This window comes from Streptococcus sp. 3613 (assembly GCF_013277375.1).
Lineage (GTDB): Bacteria > Bacillota > Bacilli > Lactobacillales > Streptococcaceae > Streptococcus > Streptococcus pseudopneumoniae.
Map to the genome: position 1 here is coordinate 1 of NZ_VMMV01000018.1, position 16067 is coordinate 16067.

The 16067-nt window shown below is 39.1% G+C and carries 15 protein-coding genes and 1 pseudogene; 2 read left to right on the plus strand and 14 right to left on the minus strand.

The features are described from left to right. From HT708_RS01820 to HT708_RS01860, 9 genes and pseudogenes are all read right to left on the minus strand, one after another. Nucleotides 1-540 (minus strand): annotated as a pseudogene (locus HT708_RS01820) (reverse transcriptase domain-containing protein); the annotation flags it as partial. Nucleotides 541-1265: 725 nt separating this feature from the next. Further along, nucleotides 1266-2384, minus strand: coding sequence for a choline binding-anchored murein hydrolase CbpD (cbpD, locus tag HT708_RS01825; protein WP_172925902.1), 1119 nt, complete (start codon nucleotides 2382-2384; stop codon nucleotides 1266-1268). An 88-nt stretch (nucleotides 2385-2472) separates the two neighbouring features. Then, nucleotides 2473-2739: a Veg family protein gene (locus HT708_RS01830; protein ID WP_001278160.1), complete on the minus strand. Its 267-nt coding sequence runs from the start codon at nucleotides 2737-2739 to the stop codon at nucleotides 2473-2475. A gap of 1 nt (nucleotide 2740) precedes the next feature. Next, nucleotides 2741-4093: a replicative DNA helicase gene (gene dnaB, locus HT708_RS01835; protein WP_000852490.1), complete on the minus strand. Its 1353-nt coding sequence runs from the start codon at nucleotides 4091-4093 to the stop codon at nucleotides 2741-2743. Between the two features lie 43 nt (nucleotides 4094-4136). Next, a complete protein-coding gene (rplI, locus tag HT708_RS01840; RefSeq protein ID WP_000864214.1) occupies nucleotides 4137-4589 on the minus strand; it encodes a 50S ribosomal protein L9 in 453 nt (150 codons plus the stop codon). After that, nucleotides 4586-6559, minus strand: coding sequence for a DHH family phosphoesterase (locus HT708_RS01845; RefSeq protein ID WP_172921738.1), 1974 nt, complete (start codon nucleotides 6557-6559; stop codon nucleotides 4586-4588). Before HT708_RS01845 ends, rplI begins: the two co-directional genes overlap by 4 nt. A gap of 135 nt (nucleotides 6560-6694) precedes the next feature. Further along, nucleotides 6695-7243 carry a ribosome-associated translation inhibitor RaiA gene (raiA, locus tag HT708_RS01850; protein ID WP_000599104.1) on the minus strand — a complete coding sequence of 183 codons (549 nt, stop codon included), beginning with the start codon at nucleotides 7241-7243 and terminating at the stop codon, nucleotides 6695-6697. A 79-nt stretch (nucleotides 7244-7322) separates the two neighbouring features. Next, nucleotides 7323-7985 (minus strand): ComF family protein, encoded by a 663-nt coding sequence (locus HT708_RS01855; protein WP_000649947.1) that lies wholly within the window; start codon nucleotides 7983-7985, stop codon nucleotides 7323-7325. Next, the gene (locus tag HT708_RS01860) at nucleotides 7982-9280 is read right to left on the minus strand and encodes a DEAD/DEAH box helicase (RefSeq protein WP_172925903.1); all 1299 of its coding nucleotides are present in this window, start codon (nucleotides 9278-9280) and stop codon (nucleotides 7982-7984) included. The genes HT708_RS01855 and HT708_RS01860 overlap by 4 nt, the downstream gene beginning before the upstream one ends. 56 nt (nucleotides 9281-9336) lie before the next feature. On the opposite strand from HT708_RS01860, the gene HT708_RS01865 reads away from it, so the two are divergent. Continuing rightward, nucleotides 9337-9972: a YigZ family protein gene (locus HT708_RS01865; RefSeq protein WP_050259866.1), complete on the plus strand. Its 636-nt coding sequence runs from the start codon at nucleotides 9337-9339 to the stop codon at nucleotides 9970-9972. 285 nt (nucleotides 9973-10257) lie between these two features. Continuing rightward, entirely contained in the window at nucleotides 10258-11184 is a 927-nt protein-coding gene (gene cysK / locus HT708_RS01870) for a cysteine synthase A (protein ID WP_000029884.1), read from the plus strand. A 121-nt stretch (nucleotides 11185-11305) separates the two neighbouring features. Here the strand turns inward: cysK and tsf are convergent, their stop codons facing one another. The 5 genes from tsf to mreC form a co-directional block, all read right to left on the minus strand. After that, nucleotides 11306-12346 (minus strand): translation elongation factor Ts, encoded by a 1041-nt coding sequence (tsf, locus tag HT708_RS01875; RefSeq protein ID WP_000808091.1) that lies wholly within the window; start codon nucleotides 12344-12346, stop codon nucleotides 11306-11308. A 79-nt stretch (nucleotides 12347-12425) separates the two neighbouring features. After that, nucleotides 12426-13205 carry a 30S ribosomal protein S2 gene (gene rpsB, locus HT708_RS01880; protein ID WP_172925904.1) on the minus strand — a complete coding sequence of 260 codons (780 nt, stop codon included), beginning with the start codon at nucleotides 13203-13205 and terminating at the stop codon, nucleotides 12426-12428. Nucleotides 13206-13427: 222 nt separating this feature from the next. Next, the gene (locus HT708_RS01885; protein ID WP_000727004.1) at nucleotides 13428-14606 is read right to left on the minus strand and encodes a CHAP domain-containing protein; all 1179 of its coding nucleotides are present in this window, start codon (nucleotides 14604-14606) and stop codon (nucleotides 13428-13430) included. Nucleotides 14607-14699: 93 nt separating this feature from the next. Continuing rightward, nucleotides 14700-15194 carry a rod shape-determining protein MreD gene (gene mreD / locus HT708_RS01890; RefSeq protein WP_172925905.1) on the minus strand — a complete coding sequence of 165 codons (495 nt, stop codon included), beginning with the start codon at nucleotides 15192-15194 and terminating at the stop codon, nucleotides 14700-14702. Then, nucleotides 15194-16012 carry a rod shape-determining protein MreC gene (mreC, locus tag HT708_RS01895; RefSeq protein ID WP_001078988.1) on the minus strand — a complete coding sequence of 273 codons (819 nt, stop codon included), beginning with the start codon at nucleotides 16010-16012 and terminating at the stop codon, nucleotides 15194-15196. The genes mreD and mreC overlap by 1 nt, the downstream gene beginning before the upstream one ends. Between the last annotated feature and the right edge of the window lie 55 nt (nucleotides 16013-16067).

A 16067-nucleotide genomic window follows, 5' to 3' on the forward strand; every position in this document is an offset into this window, starting at 1 on the left:
TCCAATTCATTAAGCATGATATTGGATAAGAGAGGAGATACATTTCCTCCCTGTGGTGTGCCAACTAGCGTTTTATGACGTTGACCATTAATGATAACACCTGAATGAAGATACTTACGAATCAAGGATTCCCTATCTCCGTCTTCGATAATGTTATGTACTAAGGACATCAATCTATCTTGAGGAACCCTATCGAAAAATTTCTCTAGGTCTATATCCACTATCCACTCATAGCCGTCATTTAAGTACTCTAAGAGCTTGGACAATGGCTTGTTGGATTATCCTATCCATCACTGTCGGAATCCCAAGCTGAAGGACACCTCCATTGGGTTGGGGGATTTCAACTCGCAGGACTGATTGAGGTTTGTATTTCCTCTGTTTTATCAGTTCTTTAGTCAGGCGCCAGTTTTGTCTGAGATAATTATCCATCTCTTCGATAGTCATTCCATCAATCCCAGCTGAGCCCTTATTGGATTTTCCTTGATTGTAGGCTTCCAGCATATTTTCGCGTGATACTATCTTATCTAGCAATTTTGACATGTGCCTATTCCTTTCTTGTTTTGGTGCCTGAGGGACATCTTATATTGGTGAACCTTCATCTAGTCAATACGTGACAGAGTCCAGTTCTATCAGACCGTTCGTTTTACAGACACAAGTGAAGTAGGATTACTTCGATCTGTCGTTTTCTCTTTCTAGCGACAGACCTCAAACAGTCTCTCCCCAGACTGTTTGAGTATTCACCCCTTCGCTCCACTTCCATTACAGAAGTTTCCTCACTACTATGGGTTCGGCTGACTTCTCATGATTCCTTGTTACTACGCTTTCAGCGCTCATGAGAGCTCACGGGATAAGTCCTACATCTTTCCTCGTTTAGACTAGACATGAGGACGTTAAAAGGTTACAGTGGAAAAAGATAAATCTTAGTTCGAATTCAATTACTCTCGTGATTTACGCATATAGGTTACGACTACCTTTTTGGACTTTAAGGTTTCGCGCCCCCCTATCCGCTATATACGCCTTACTATCACCTTCCTGTTCGTAGAGCCACGATTTCGCTATCCCTTCCTCTGACGATTCTCATTTCCAGCGTCAGACTTAAAACGGTCTATCCCCAGACCGTTTTAATCCGCTACCTCACGATAGTCAGGCTTGGGAATCGCTATTGGGTTCACCGGTAGCAGGTGCCCACCAAGGACTTGTACCTCAGATGCACGACATGCCCGTCGTACCAGAAAAGAGCAGGAAAAATTTCCTACTCCAATTTTCTACACTCGTTCTCCATCACTGTTTACTCTGTAGCCATCCACCGTCGTATTAACAGCTAGGGCACCTGAAGAGTAAGAATAATACCACTTACCAGAAACTTGATACCAACCTGTTTTCATTGCCCCTGAACTATCCAGATAATACCACGAGCCATTTTCCTTTAACCATCCTGTCTGCATTTCACCAGATAATTTCAAATAATACCAGCTAGAACCGTCTTTCAGCCAGCCTGTTGATTTAGAACCATTTGATTTGAAATGATACCAACTACCATTTATTTTCTTCCAACCGACAGTTGGACTACTATTGGATCTATAGCTAGAGCTATTTCCTGATTGATTCTGATAATTTTGTGAAGAAGTCACTCCCTCTAGCTGTATATAGCGACGACTTCCGTTATAAGCCGTATAACTCAACCACTTGTAGCCATCTTTTTCGAGAATTTGATCATAATGAACCTTCTCCCCAGGATAATAGTAATCAATCACAGTTGCGCTAGCTAGAGGTTGATTTTTGATAGCTGACTTAGTCTTAAAATAATGTGTGCCCCCTGTTGAAGCTAAGGATTGACTAGTCCCAACACTGCCACCAGCCAAATCTTTAAAATGAATAAATCCTGTCATCGTATTTGCTTTTATACTTCGTTTATTATAGGCTTCTGTATAACCATAGTTATATTCCTCGATCTCAATCTGATCTCCCATTACATTTGACACCCAGGCAACATGCCCATAAGTTCCTGCAGTAGACCAAGCAATGGAGCCAATCGTCGGTGTATTATCTACACGATAGCCTTCACGACGAGCACGATGCCCCCATTCATTCGCATTTCCATAAGCCCTTGGAATCTCAAAACCATTGACATTACTCAAACGAAAGGCTGCGAAAGAAGTACACTGACGAGAATACATGCGCCACTGATCAATCTCCTGGCTCCCATTTTTATAATAAGCAGGATAATCATCTCCACGCGCAATCGATCTATTCCCTCCAGAGTAGGCATAGACACTATCACCCGCTGCTAGCATCAATCCTACTACTAAAAAAGAAACAAGCTTTTTAACTGACATCTTCAAGTAATAACTTGTCCCTCTTGCTATAAACGGTAAAATTTTCATTCTTCCTCCTTGAAAAATAATATAAATCGAAGATTGCCTTCACTTAAACTATTCGGAGAAAAAAGAAAAAGTGAGAAAATTTCTCACTTTAGTCCAGATAATGAATCAAATTCTTTTCTGTAAGGATATCTGAGTAGGTAAAGGATTCAACGTAAACATTAGCTTGTTTATCTCCTTCAACGTTCCCAAATTCCACAATAAATAGGGATGGATAAACTTCAATTAACTTACCCAATCTATTTTTTTGGCGCTTGCGCCCATTTTCCAAAGTCATTTCAATTACATGACCCTCATGCGCCTTGATTTCCTCTTTGATTTTTTTCATCTTGGCTACATCTGTAAATGCATCTGACATCTTATGCCTCCCTCTTTGAGATACTTGAAAATTTATTGTATTCTTTTTGGAAAATCAATTCCACAGTTCCACGAGCTCCACTACGGTTTTTCTCGATAATAACTTCCACCTTATTATTTGGTATGCCTTCCTCTTCTTCACCACCACGCTCATAGTAATCGTCGCGATAAAGAAAGGCTACGATATCAGCGTCCTGCTCGATAGACCCAGATTCACGAATATCAGACAAGACTGGTCTTTTATCCTGACGTTGTTCTACACCACGAGACAACTGACTCAGAGCGATTACTGGAACCTTCAGTTCCTTGGCTAGGATTTTCAACTGACGTGAAATTTCTGAAACTTCTTGTTGGCGGTTTTCTCGCCCAGTTCCCGTGATAAGCTGCAAGTAATCTATCAAAATCAAACCTAGATTGCCCGTTTCTTGAGCCAGTTTACGAGAACGAGAACGAATCTCTGTAATTCGAATCCCTGGCGTATCATCGATATAGATACTTGCGTTTGCTAGGTTCCCTTGAGCAATGGTATATTTTTGCCACTCCTCATCGGTCAATTGACCTGTACGGATAGAATGCGACTCAACCAACCCTTCTGCCGCTAACATACGATCGACTAGACTTTCCGCACCCATTTCGAGCGAAAAGATAGCAACCGTTTTGTCCAACTTAGTTCCAATGTTCTGAGCGATATTCAAGGCAAAGGCTGTCTTACCAACCGCTGGACGGGCTGCTAGAATAATCAACTCCTCCTCGTGTAGACCAGTCGTCATATGATCCAAATCACGATAACCTGTCGCAATACCTGTAATATCGGTCGTTTGTTGCGAGCGAGCTTCCAGATTTCCAAAGTTGACATTCAACACATCTCGAATGTTCTTAAACCCGCTTCGATTAGCATTTTCACTGACATCAATCAGGCCTTTTTCTGCCTGAGCAATGATTTCATCAGCTGGTTGCGACGCTTCGTAAGCTTGGTTGACAGACTCTGTCAACTTAGCGATTAATCGCCGTAACATAGCCTTTTCTGCAACGATTTTAGCATAATACTCCGCATTAGCAGAAGTTGGCACAGAATTGACAATCTCAACTAGGTAAGACAGGCCACCAATATTCTGTAAATCCCCTTGATTATCAAGAATGGTGCGAACCGTTGTTGCATCTATGGCATCACCACGATCGGATAAATCGACCATGGCTTGGAAAATCAAACGATGGGCATACTTAAAAAAGTCCCGAGACTCAATGTATTCTCGCACAAAAACAAGTTTACTCTCATCAATAAAGATAGCCCCCAAAACAGATTGCTCAGCTAAGATGTCTTGAGGTTGTACTCGTAACTCTTCTACTTCTGCCATCAGACTTCCCTTCCTTTTACAATCTTGTCAAGAAGGTGTAAACTTATCCTTCTTTCACACGAAGATTGATTACACTTGTGATATCTTGATAGATTTTCACTGGCACATCAATCAAACCAACCGCTCGAATCGGAGCTTGTACTTGAATATGACGTTTATCAATCTTAATTCCAAATTGCTTTTGCAATTCTTCTGCAATCTTCTTATTGGTAATAGAACCAAAGGTACGACCATCTGGACCAACTTTTTCAACAAATTCTACAACCGTTTCTTCTGCTTCAAGTTGGGCTTTAATTGCTTTTGCTTCTGCAATCATCTCAGCGTGAGCTTTCTCTTCAGATTTTTGTTTACCACGAAGTTCACCTACAGCTTGAGCAGTCGCTTCTTTTGCTAGGTTCTTTTTGATAAGAAAGTTTTGCGCATACCCTGTTGGTACTTCCTTAATTTCGCCTTTTTTACCTTTTCCTTTAACATCTGCTAAAAAAATTACTTTCATTCTTCTTTCTCCTTTTCCTTTATTTCATTTAATACAATTTCTGTCAGTTTTTCACCTGCTTCTGACAAGGTTAAATCTTTAATTTGAGCTGCTGCCAAATTAAAGTGACCTCCACCGCCTAACTCTTCCATAATCCGTTGCACATTCAGTTTACTACGACTCCGAGCTGAGATGGATATAAAGCCTTGTGTATTTTTCGCAAGAACAAAACTCGCTTCAATACCTGACATAGCTAACATGGCATCTGCTGCCTTACTAATAACAACTGTATCATAGCATTTCGTGTCCTTAGCCTCTGCTATTAGTACATCTGAACCTAATTTACGCCCCTGTAAAATCAGTTCATTGACCTCACGATATTCTTCAAAATCTGTCGCAGCGATTTCTTGGATAGCAATACTATCACTTCCGCGCGTTCTGAGATAGCTAGCAACATCAAATGTCCGACTAGTCACTCGTGAGGTGAAATTTTTAGTATCCAGCATCATACCAGCCATCAAGACACTTGCTTGCATACGACTCAAACGATTTTTCTTAGAATTTTGGAACTGAATCAACTCCGTTACCAACTCACTGGCACTGCTTGCACCACTTTCGATATAAGTGATAACTGCATTGTCTGGGAAATCCTGATCCCTTCTATGGTGGTCAATAACAATGGTTTGGGTAAATAAATCATAAAAATCTTTTGATAATGTTAAGGCTGTCTTTGAATGGTCTACAAGAATCAACAAAGAACGATTGGTCACCATCCCCATTGCATCCTTAACAGACAACAACTTCGTAACTCCTTCTTTTTCTAAGAATGAAACAGCTCGTTCAATATCTGGAGACATTTGTTCTTCATCATAAAGAGCATAGCTATTTTCAATCACATTGCTGGCGAACAACTGCATACCTACAGCAGAGCCCAAAGCATCCATATCTAAATTTCTATGCCCAACTACAAACACTTGATCCACACTACGAATCTTATCAGATATGGCTGTCATCATAGCGCGCGTACGAGTCCGTGTACGCTTGATTGAAGCAGCAGACCCACCACCAAAATAAACTGGATTTTTCGTTTCGTCGTTTTCCTTAACAACCACCTGGTCGCCACCACGTACTTCAGCCAAGTTCAAATTGAGCAAAGCAACTTTCCCTATCTCATCATGATTTCCATCGCCATAAGAAAATCCCATACTTAAGGTCAAGGGCAACTGTCTCTGTTTCGACTCTTCTCTGAAAGCATCAATAACAGAAAATTTATCATTCATCAAGCCCTCAAGCACCGTGTAGTCAGTAAATAGATAAAATCGATCCATACTTACCCGACGAGAAAACATCATGTGTTTTTCTGAAAACTCTGATATAAAATTAGCTATAAAACTATTGATTTGACTAATATCTGACTCAGAAGTTGCATCCTCCAAATCATCATAATTATCCACAGAGACAATCCCAATCACTGGTCGACTTGTTACCAATTCATCTGTTATGGCTTGTTCCCTGGATACATCTACAAAATACAAAACACCGGAAGAAGCATCCATATGAACAGCATAACGCTTCTCACCAAGCTTGGCATAAGTAGACGGATTTCCTACTGAAGCCTTGATAATCGTTTGAACAGCTTCTAAATCAAAATCACCATCTTCCTTGGTCAAAATCAATTCAGCATAGGGATTAAACCACTCAACCTCTCCAGAAGATAAATTCAATTTCATAACACCTACAGGCATTTGTTCCAATAGAGATGTCAAACTTTCTTCCGCTTGGTGGTTTACATACTGTATCTGTTCTACATCACTCCTTGTATAATGCACTCTCAGTTTCTTAAATAAAAAAACATAGCCTCCTACAAAAAGAAACAAAATTAAAACCGTCAACAGATTATTATTAACAAAAATAATGAAAGTGGATAAGACTCCAAACGCAATCAATCCTACTAGAATAGGAAAAATTGGACTTACATAAAATTTTTTCATTCAAAACCTCTTGGCACCCATTATACCATAATACCCCTCAAAAAGCGACTTTTTAAAAGTGTAATCAGTAATTCTATCAATTATAAGAAAAAGGTAGTTTACAATTCAGTAAACCTACCTTTACACATATTGAAATTAAGATTCTTTAACCTCTAACAAACCAATTTCGCCATCCTCACGACGATAAATCACATTGGTTGTCTGATCTTCAACATCCACATAGATAAAGAAATCATGCCCCAATAAATCCATTTGTAGAATTGCTTCTTCCAAATCCATTGGTTTTAAATCAATTTGTTTTGAACGAACAACTTTAGACTGGACAATATTTGAATCTTCCACCAAAGCATCTGTAAATAATTGACCAGTTGCTACCTTATTTTTATTTTTACGCTCGATTTTTGTTTTATTTTTACGAATCTGACGTTCAATTTTATCAGTTACAAGGTCAATTGAACCATACATATCTTGAGATACATCTTCTGCGCGGAGAGTAATAGATCCAAGCGGAATCGTTACTTCCACTTTAGCCGTTTTTTCACGATAAACTTTTAAGTTAATTCGGGCATCCAACTCTTGTTCTGGTTGGAAGTACTTTTCGATCTTTTCGAGTTTAGAAACTACATAATCACGAATTGCTTCTGTTACTTCTAGGTTTTCACCACGTATACTATATTTAATCATATGAGTACCTTCTTTCTAAACATTTTTGTTTTTATGATTTTATTATAACGCTTTCATTCTATTTTTGCAAATTTTTTCCTCATCTTACAAGGGAAAATGTTTTTACATCCTTAGCACCAGCTTCTTCCAACAGTTTCTTGACACGATTTATAGTTGCTCCTGTAGTATAGATATCATCTATAAGTAGGATTTTTTTAGGAATAGTGACTCCACTTTTTATAAAGAAAGGAAGTTCTGTCCCCAAGCGTTCTGAACGATTTTTAGAAGAACTGGCTCTCTCTTCTCTTTTCCCTAGTAAATCCAGATACGAAAAACCTGCTGCCTCTACCAAGCCCTCAACCTGATTAAATCCTCTGTTAACATATCTATCAGGACTTAGGGGAATGACTACAAATTGATACTCTTTGTACTTTTTTAACTCCTCACTTAAAACTGAAGCAAACACTTTTCTTAAAAGGAAGTCTCCATCAAACTTATACCGACTGAAAAAATCCTTCATAGCTTGATTGTAAGTAAAAATCGCTCTATGACTGACTTCAACTCCTTCTTTACACCAAAATTGACAATCTTGACACTTTGTTGACAATCCTATTTTCATACAGTTTGGACAGTGCTCTTCTCCAATCCTCTCAAAAGTAGAATCACAATCTAAACAAAGACAGGAGGCATCATTCTTCAGAAGTAAGAGACTACTAAAAGTTAAAACAGTCTTCATAGTCTGCTCACATAACAAGCACTTCATAGACCAGCCTCCTTATTCATCATCTGAATTTCCTTAATCGCCTTCTTAATTGAAGCATTTAACCCATCATGGAAGAAAAGCAAATCTCCTGTCGGTCTATCCATACTTCGTCCAACTCGTCCACCAATTTGAATCAAACTAGACTTGGTAAACAAACGATGATTGGCCTCTACTACAAAAACATCCACACAAGGGAATGTAACTCCACGCTCCAAGATTGTCGTACTGATAAGTATTGTCAGCTCCCCATCTCGAAAAGCTTGTACTTGCTCTAATCGATCCTCTGTTACAGAAGATACAAAGCCAATTTTCTCATTTGGAAATTGCTCCTGTAAGATTTCTTTTAACTGCTCCCCTTTCTTAATTTCTGAAGCAAAAATAAGTAACGGATAACCTGTCTTTCTCTGCTTATCAATATAGGACTTTAACTTTGGCGACAAACACTTCTTATCTAAGTAGCGATTAAAATCCGATAACCAAATTGGTTTTGGAATAATCAACGGATTTCCATGAAACCGTCTCGGTAAGCTCAATCTTTTTAGTTCTCCTAAACGGACTTTCCTATCTAACTCATCTGTCGAAGTCGCTGTTAAAAAGATTCTCAATCCATTCTCCTTTACACTATTCTTGACAGCATGGTAAAGCGTGGGATTGTCAACATAAGGAAAGGCATCTACTTCATCCACTATCAGCAAATCAAAAGCTTGATAAAACTTCAATAACTGATGGGTCGTCGCAACAACTAGTGGTGTTCGAAAATACGGCTCTGATTCTCCGTGTAGTAAAGATATCTCGCAAGCAAAATCATCTTGCAGGCGCTTGTATAGCTCCAAACAAACATCTATGCGAGGACTGGCCAAACATACTGCACCACCTTCATCAATCACTTTGGCCACTACTTGATAAATCATTTCTGTCTTTCCAGCTCCTGTTACAGCGTGAACCAAGGTTGGCTCCTGCTTGTCTACTGCTCGAATCAGTCCCTGTGATACCTTCTCTTGAAAAGGAGTTAATTGACCGCGCCATTTGAGAACATCTTGCTTCGGAAAATCCTCCTGCGGAAAATAGTATAAAGTTTGATCACTTCTGACTCGCTTCATCAGCAAGCACTCTCGACAATAGTAAGCACCGATGGGCAAATACCATTCATCTAAAATAGCACTATCACAACGTTGACAGAAAAGTTTCCCTTTCTCCTTTCTCATTGCTGGAAGTTTCTCCGCCAACTGACGTTCCTCTTTAGTTAATTCATTCTCAGTAAACAAACGACCGAGATAATTTGGATTTACTTTCATACTTCTTTATTCGTAAAAACCTAGCGCTTTAGATGATTTTTTAGTACAATTAAATCATGGAATTTAGAACAATTAAAGAGGACGGACAAGTCCAAGAAGAAATCAAAAAATCCCGCTTTATCTGTCATGCCAAGCGTGTTTATAGCGAAGAAGAGGCTCGTGACTTCATTACTGCCATCAAGAAAGAGCACTACAAAGCTACGCACAACTGCTCTGCCTTCATTATTGGGGAACGTAGTGAAATCAAACGGACAAGTGATGATGGTGAGCCTAGTGGTACTGCTGGCGTTCCCATGCTTGGAGTACTAGAAAATCACAATCTCACCAATCTCTGTGTAGTCGTGACACGCTACTTTGGTGGTATTAAACTAGGCGCTGGAGGATTGATTCGTGCTTACGCTGGCAGTGTTGCCTTAGCTGTCAAAGAAATTGGCATCATTGAAATAAAGGAACAGGCGGGCATTGCTATTCAAATGTCTTACGCTCAGTACCAAGAATATAATAACTTCCTTAAAGAACATAATCTCATGGAGCTGGATACAAACTTTACAGATCAAGTCGATACGATGATTTATGTTGATAAAGAAGAAAAAGAAACTATTAAAGCTTCACTTATAGAGTTTTTTAATGGAAAAGTCACTTTAACTGATCAAGGTTTACGAGAAGTTGAAGTTCCTGTAAACTTAGTGTAAACAATAGATAATACAGTGTTTCGCTGATATTTTCACCGCTACTTTAATTAGCAACATAAAAAGGCGCTTGCCAAGACTTACTAGAAAATGAAGCAATTCAAAAAGAAAACGGATAGCGTTCTCCTTTACACCTATTTACTAGAATTAGCCTATCACAATCGCTTAAAAATTAATGGCTTAGACCTGTGATATAAAAAAATCCTATCGCTCCGATAGGATTTCTATATTTTACAAATGGTATAGTTAGCGTTATACTAGAAATATCTTATACAAAGAGGTATTCATATGTCTATTTATAACAACATTACTGAACTAATCGGTCAAACTCCGATTGTTAAACTAAACAACATTGTGCCAGAAGGTGCTGCAGATGTCTATGTAAAACTTGAAGCATTTAACCCTGGTTCTTCTGTAAAAGACCGTATTGCTCTTAGCATGATTGAAAAAGCTGAACAAGACGGTATTCTGAAACCTGGTTCTACTATTGTTGAAGCAACAAGTGGAAACACTGGTATTGGACTTTCATGGGTAGGGGCTGCTAAAGGGTATAAAGTTGTTATCGTTATGCCTGAAACTATGAGTGTGGAACGACGTAAGATTATCCAAGCCTATGGTGCTGAACTCGTCCTTACTCCTGGTAGCGAAGGAATGAAAGGTGCTATTGCTAAGGCTCAAGAAATCGCTGCTGAACGTGATGGTTTCCTTCCTCTTCAATTTGACAATCCAGCAAATCCAGAAGTACACGAAAGAACAACAGGAGCTGAAATACTAGCTGCTTTCGGTAAAGATGGACTAGATGCCTTTGTTGCTGGAGTGGGTACTGGTGGAACAATTTCTGGTGTTTCTCATGCACTCAAATCAGCAAATTCAAACATTCAAGTTTATGCAGTGGAAGCAGATGAATCTGCTATTCTATCTGGTGAAAAACCTGGTCCTCACAAAATTCAAGGTATCTCAGCTGGATTTATTCCTGATACACTTGATACAAACGCCTATGATGGTATTGTTCGTGTAACATCAGATGATGCTCTTGCACTCGGACGTGAAATTGGTGGAAAAGAAGGCTTCCTTGTAGGGATTTCTTCAGCTGCAGCTATCTACGGAGCCATCGAGGTTGCCAAAAAATTAGGTACAGGTAAAAAGGTCCTTGCTCTAGCACCAGATAACGGTGAACGTTATCTCTCTACAGCACTCTATGAATTTGAAGTTTAGTCTCCTAAATACAATTGGCCCTTATTATAGGGTTTTTTATTTTTACCTTAAAAATAGGAAGCTCTCCCTATAGGGATCGACTGCATAGAAAAAAGGAAGCAAATTTACTTCCTTTCTATAATCAGTTATTCAAGGCTGCTGCCATTGTAGCTGCAACTTCAGCTTCGAAGTCGTTTGCAGCTTTTTCGATACCTTCACCAACTTCAAAGCGAGCGAACTCAACTACTGAAGCGTTAACTGATTCAAGGTATGCTTCAACTGTCTTGCTATCATCCATGATGTAAACTTGTGCAAGAAGTGTGTAAGCTTGGTCAACTTTAGTGTTGTCAAGCATGAAGCGATCCATTTTACCTGGGATAATTTTATCCCAGATTTTTTCTGGTTTGCCTTCTGCAGCCAACTCAGCTTTGATGTCAGCTTCAGCTTGAGCAATAACATCATCAGTCAATTGAGCTTTTGATCCATATTTCAAGTGTGGAAGAGCTGGTTTGTTAACCATTGCACGGCTTTCGTTATCTTGGTCGATAACGTGGTTCAATTGTGCCAACTCATCTTTAACAAATTGCTCATCCAATTCTTTGTATGAAAGAACTGTTGGTTTCATCGCTGCGATGTGCATTGAAATTTGTTTAGCAAGTGCTTCGTCTCCACCTTCGATTACAGAGATAACACCGATACGTCCACCGTTGTGTTGGTATGCTCCGAAGTGTTGTGCATCTGTTTTTTCAATCAAAGCAAAGCGACGGAATGAGATTTTTTCTCCGATAGTCGCTGTTGCAGATACGTATGCAGCTTCAAGAGTTTCACCTGAAGGCATTGTCAAAGCAAGAGCTTCTTCGTTGTTAGCTGGTTTTCCTTCAACGATTGCTTTAGCTGTTGCGTTTACCAACTCAACAAATTGAGCGTTTTTCGCAACGAAGTCAGTTTCAGCATTTACTTCAACAACTGCTGCAATGTTACCGTCAACATAAACACCAGTCAAACCTTCTGCAGCAACACGGTCAGCTTTCTTAGCTGCTTTTGCCATACCTTTTTCGCGAAGCAATTCAATCGCTTTTTCGATATCGCCTTCCACTTCAACCAATGCTTTTTTAGCGTCCATAACACCAGCACCAGATTTTTCACGCAACTCTTTAACAAGTTTAGCTGTAATTTCTGCCATTTTGATTCTCCTATATTTTTTAAAAATAGGAGAGCCGGGCTAAGCCCCGCCCTCCTAGGTAATTACTATTTATTATGAATTAAGCGTTGTCGCCTTCTACAACTTCAACGATTTCTTCAATTGAATCTGCTTGAGTTTCTGAAGCTGCAAATTCTGCTTCAACTGCTGCTGCATCTTCACCTTGACGTCCTTCGATGATAGCGTCAGCCAATTTAGCTGTGATCAATTTAACAGCGCGGATAGCATCATCGTTAGCTGGGATGATTACATCGATATCATCTGGATCAGTGTTTGTGTCAACCATCGCTACAACTGGGATTCCCAATTTCTTAGCTTCTTTAACAGCGATTTGCTCTTTATGTGGGTCAACTACGTACATCACATCTGGGATACGAGGCATATCTTCGATACCACCCAAGAATTTTTCAAGACGTGCACGTTGTTTGTTAAGAAGTGCAACTTCTTTCTTAGGAAGAACTTCGAAAGTTCCATCTTCTTCCATACGTTTGATTTCTTTCAAACGAGCGATACGTTTTTGGATTGTTCCCCAGTTTGTAAGAGTTCCACCCAACCAACGGTGGTTGATGAAGTATTGACCTGAACGTACTGCTTCTTCAGCAACTGCATCAGCTGCTTGTTTCTTAGTAGCAACGAACAATACAACTGCATCGTTAGCTGCTGCATCACGTATGAAGTCGTATGCTTGGTCAGCATATTTTACAGTTTGTTGCAAGTCGATAACGTGGATTCCGTTACGTTCAGTAAAGATGTACTTAGCCATCTTAGGGTTCCAGCGACGAGTTTGGTGACCAAAGTGTACACCAGCCTCAAGAAGTTGTTTCATTGAAATTACTGCCATGAGTATTTCTCCTTTTTGTTTTTTCCTCTTCTTGACTTCAACTCGCAAAACGACCCAAGGGCAACTGCTTCACAATTCATCAAGAATGAGTATTATCGTTCATACGACAATTTTTATTCTACCATACTTTTTCGATATTTTCAAGCTATTTTGATGGGATTTTTAATAGTTATTGTCTCTGGTAAAATCTGAAAAGAGGGCTCTATTCGAGTCCCTCTATAATTAGTCTGCATAAATATATGTTACAAAACCTTCAGAAGTCGTTGTTGGATTGAACCATCCACGGTGATTTCCAATTGTACGATTCCCAGCATAATTTGATTCTGATACTTGGATACGTGTTGTTGATTCAACAGCTGTAACAACCGCTACGTGACCATATCCACCATCGTTCCAACATGCAATTGCTCCAACTTGAGGTGTTGAACCTGTACGGAAACCTGCTGCTGCTGCACTTGTGGCCCACTGTGCTCCATTACCCCAATAGTCTCCAGCCCAAGGTGCTAATGTTTTAACTCCCCATGTACATTCACCAATTGGATAAGTTGAGGCATTTGTGTTATATGTTGGACGTACTTTAGCCTGAACAGGTGCTACTGCAGATTCAGATACTGCTTGTACCTGTGCTGTTAGGTTTGTATTACCTGAAGCAAGTACTGACTGTTGTTGGCTAGCTTGTTTTTCTTTATAAGCTGCTTCTGCTGCCGCAGCTGCACGAGCCTCTGCCTCAGCTGCTGCTTTTTGCTCTAATAGACTTGCTTTTTCCCCTTCAGCTGTCGCTTTCTCAGCAGCAAGACTCAATTCAGCAGCCTTTAGTTCTGCCTGTTTCGTAGTCAATGCTTGAGCATCATCAGCTAATTTTTGTTGATTAGCAATTACAGTATTGATAGCATCATTATTTGCTACTTGTTTTTCAGAAATAGCTTTTTTATCTGCCTTTTGTTGTTCTAACATTTTGTTGTTCGCAGATACGATTTCACTCATTGCAGTAACACGTGAAATAGCTTCTGTAATTGATTTTGAGTTTACAATGGTATTGATATAGCTAGTTGCAGCTCCATTTGTTTGAGCACTACGAGCTTGTTTTTCCAAAGATTGGTTACGAGAAACAATGTTTTTGGAAAGTTCTGTAATCTCACCCTCGAGTTTCTTAGATTCTGCTTGTAATCTATCATTTTCAGATTGCAAGTTAGATTGCTCTGCTTGAATCGCAGATACTTGCTCCTGAATTTGATCAACTTGTTTTTGTGCTTCTTCTTGTTGTGCTGTTAAATTACTAATTTTATTATCTTGAGCAGCAATTTTGTCATCAGTCGTTTCTGCATGGGCAGTCGTCAATACTGCTGCCTGGGAAACCATTACTGTACTTAATAAAAGCGAGGCTAAGATTTTTTTCTTCATGGCTAATAAATACTCCTTCTATTTAAGACAATACTAGTATACCAAAAAAAATTCCAATAAACATTACGCCTTTGTTACATTTATATGTCGTTCTTATAGATAATATTTTTCAAAAATAAATTGAAAAACAGTAATCCATAAAAAATTTAAAATCATCGTCGGTACCAAGCTATAGACTATAAAAATCGACACGCTATCTACTGTCAACCCTACCATAAAAGCCAAAAGATAACTACCCATTTCAAACAGGAATGTCAGCACAATCATAGCTAGCATTCTTGTCCAACGATTCAACAAAATAACACTATTCAATTTATGAAGGAAGGCTCCCAATAAGATAAATAAGAGAGTTGCAATCCCTATTAGATGGAAAAAGTAAACATCATAAACCAAGCCTATAACAAAACAATAGACTAGATAGAGATACTCTGATACTTCTATCGTCTCAAATAAGAGAAATAGAAACAGAAAATGACTAGCCAAATGTACATGGGGGAAAAATGAGCCCAGAAGCTGGCTAATATGGGCGTCAATTAGAACAAAGAAAGGAAGCAATAAAAATACTCCAACCTGCTTCAACTGTCTCATTATGAATTCCCCACTAATTCTATCACATCCACATTATGAGTATCTGCACTCAATTTAACAGTTACTTCTCGTGTCAAATAGTCTGTACTATGCGTTGTGGCAACCACTTCACCAACAGGAATATCCGCAACATTAAAGTTTCCTAATCCACCCGTTGTCACCTTATCGCCTGAACTAATATCGCTATTACTATTTAATTGGCTAATTTTAAGAACTTCATTTTCCTTGTCGTAGCCAACAATAATACCATAAATTGTGGTAGTGCCGTGTTGAATTTTAACAGAAATCTTATCAGCATTTTCCGTATTTGTCAGAAGGTTGACCATAGTAGAGTTGTCCTCCACTTTTGAAACACTCCCAATCAAACCACCGTTTGCAATTACTAACATATTCTCAGAAGCACCTTTTGATCTACCTGCATCCAAGGTCAACTCCTGCTTCCAAGATACCGGAGAACGCATAATAACATCTGCTGCCAAAGTCTTTGTGGCTTGCAATTTAGACTTCATATCAAGCAATTGACGCAGTTGTTCATTTTCCGTCTTTAAACTTTCCGCCTCATTTGATTTGACTTCTAACTGGTAAAGCTGTTTCTTCAAACTTTCATTTTCATTATATGCTCGTGTCAAATGAGCCAAATCTGATTTGACAGAATCAAACCACCGAAAAGGTTTTTGCACAACCCTATCAACCAATGAGATTCCATCTCCTAATTTTGTCACAATTGTACTTGAATAAGTCGTCGCTAAGAGAGCTGAGACAAGCAGAACAGTGACAAAAACAATAATGACATATTTTGATTTTTTAAAACGGTTCATATCCCTACCTTTATATCAAGAACTGTTACAGTAACTTTTTTATCAATTCCTGAAA

Coding starts and splice junctions, on each gene's coding strand:
- HT708_RS01860 (WP_172925903.1), bottom strand. CDS start 9,280: ATGAAAGTAAATCCAAATTATCTCGGTCGTTTGTTTACTGAGAATGAA.
- raiA (WP_000599104.1), bottom strand. CDS start 7,243: ATGATTAAATATAGTATACGTGGTGAAAACCTAGAAGTAACAGAAGCA.
- HT708_RS01855 (WP_000649947.1), bottom strand. CDS start 7,985: ATGAAGTGCTTGTTATGTGAGCAGACTATGAAGACTGTTTTAACTTTT.
- cysK (WP_000029884.1), top strand. CDS start 10,258: ATGTCTATTTATAACAACATTACTGAACTAATCGGTCAAACTCCGATT.
- HT708_RS01845 (WP_172921738.1), bottom strand. CDS start 6,559: ATGAAAAAATTTTATGTAAGTCCAATTTTTCCTATTCTAGTAGGATTG.
- tsf (WP_000808091.1), bottom strand. CDS start 12,346: ATGGCAGAAATTACAGCTAAACTTGTTAAAGAGTTGCGTGAAAAATCT.
- mreC (WP_001078988.1), bottom strand. CDS start 16,012: ATGAACCGTTTTAAAAAATCAAAATATGTCATTATTGTTTTTGTCACT.
- cbpD (WP_172925902.1), bottom strand. CDS start 2,384: ATGAAAATTTTACCGTTTATAGCAAGAGGGACAAGTTATTACTTGAAG.
- HT708_RS01865 (WP_050259866.1), top strand. CDS start 9,337: ATGGAATTTAGAACAATTAAAGAGGACGGACAAGTCCAAGAAGAAATC.
- HT708_RS01830 (WP_001278160.1), bottom strand. CDS start 2,739: ATGTCAGATGCATTTACAGATGTAGCCAAGATGAAAAAAATCAAAGAG.
- rplI (WP_000864214.1), bottom strand. CDS start 4,589: ATGAAAGTAATTTTTTTAGCAGATGTTAAAGGAAAAGGTAAAAAAGGC.
- mreD (WP_172925905.1), bottom strand. CDS start 15,194: ATGAGACAGTTGAAGCAGGTTGGAGTATTTTTATTGCTTCCTTTCTTT.
- HT708_RS01885 (WP_000727004.1), bottom strand. CDS start 14,606: ATGAAGAAAAAAATCTTAGCCTCGCTTTTATTAAGTACAGTAATGGTT.
- dnaB (WP_000852490.1), bottom strand. CDS start 4,093: ATGGCAGAAGTAGAAGAGTTACGAGTACAACCTCAAGACATCTTAGCT.
- rpsB (WP_172925904.1), bottom strand. CDS start 13,205: ATGGCAGTAATTTCAATGAAACAACTTCTTGAGGCTGGTGTACACTTT.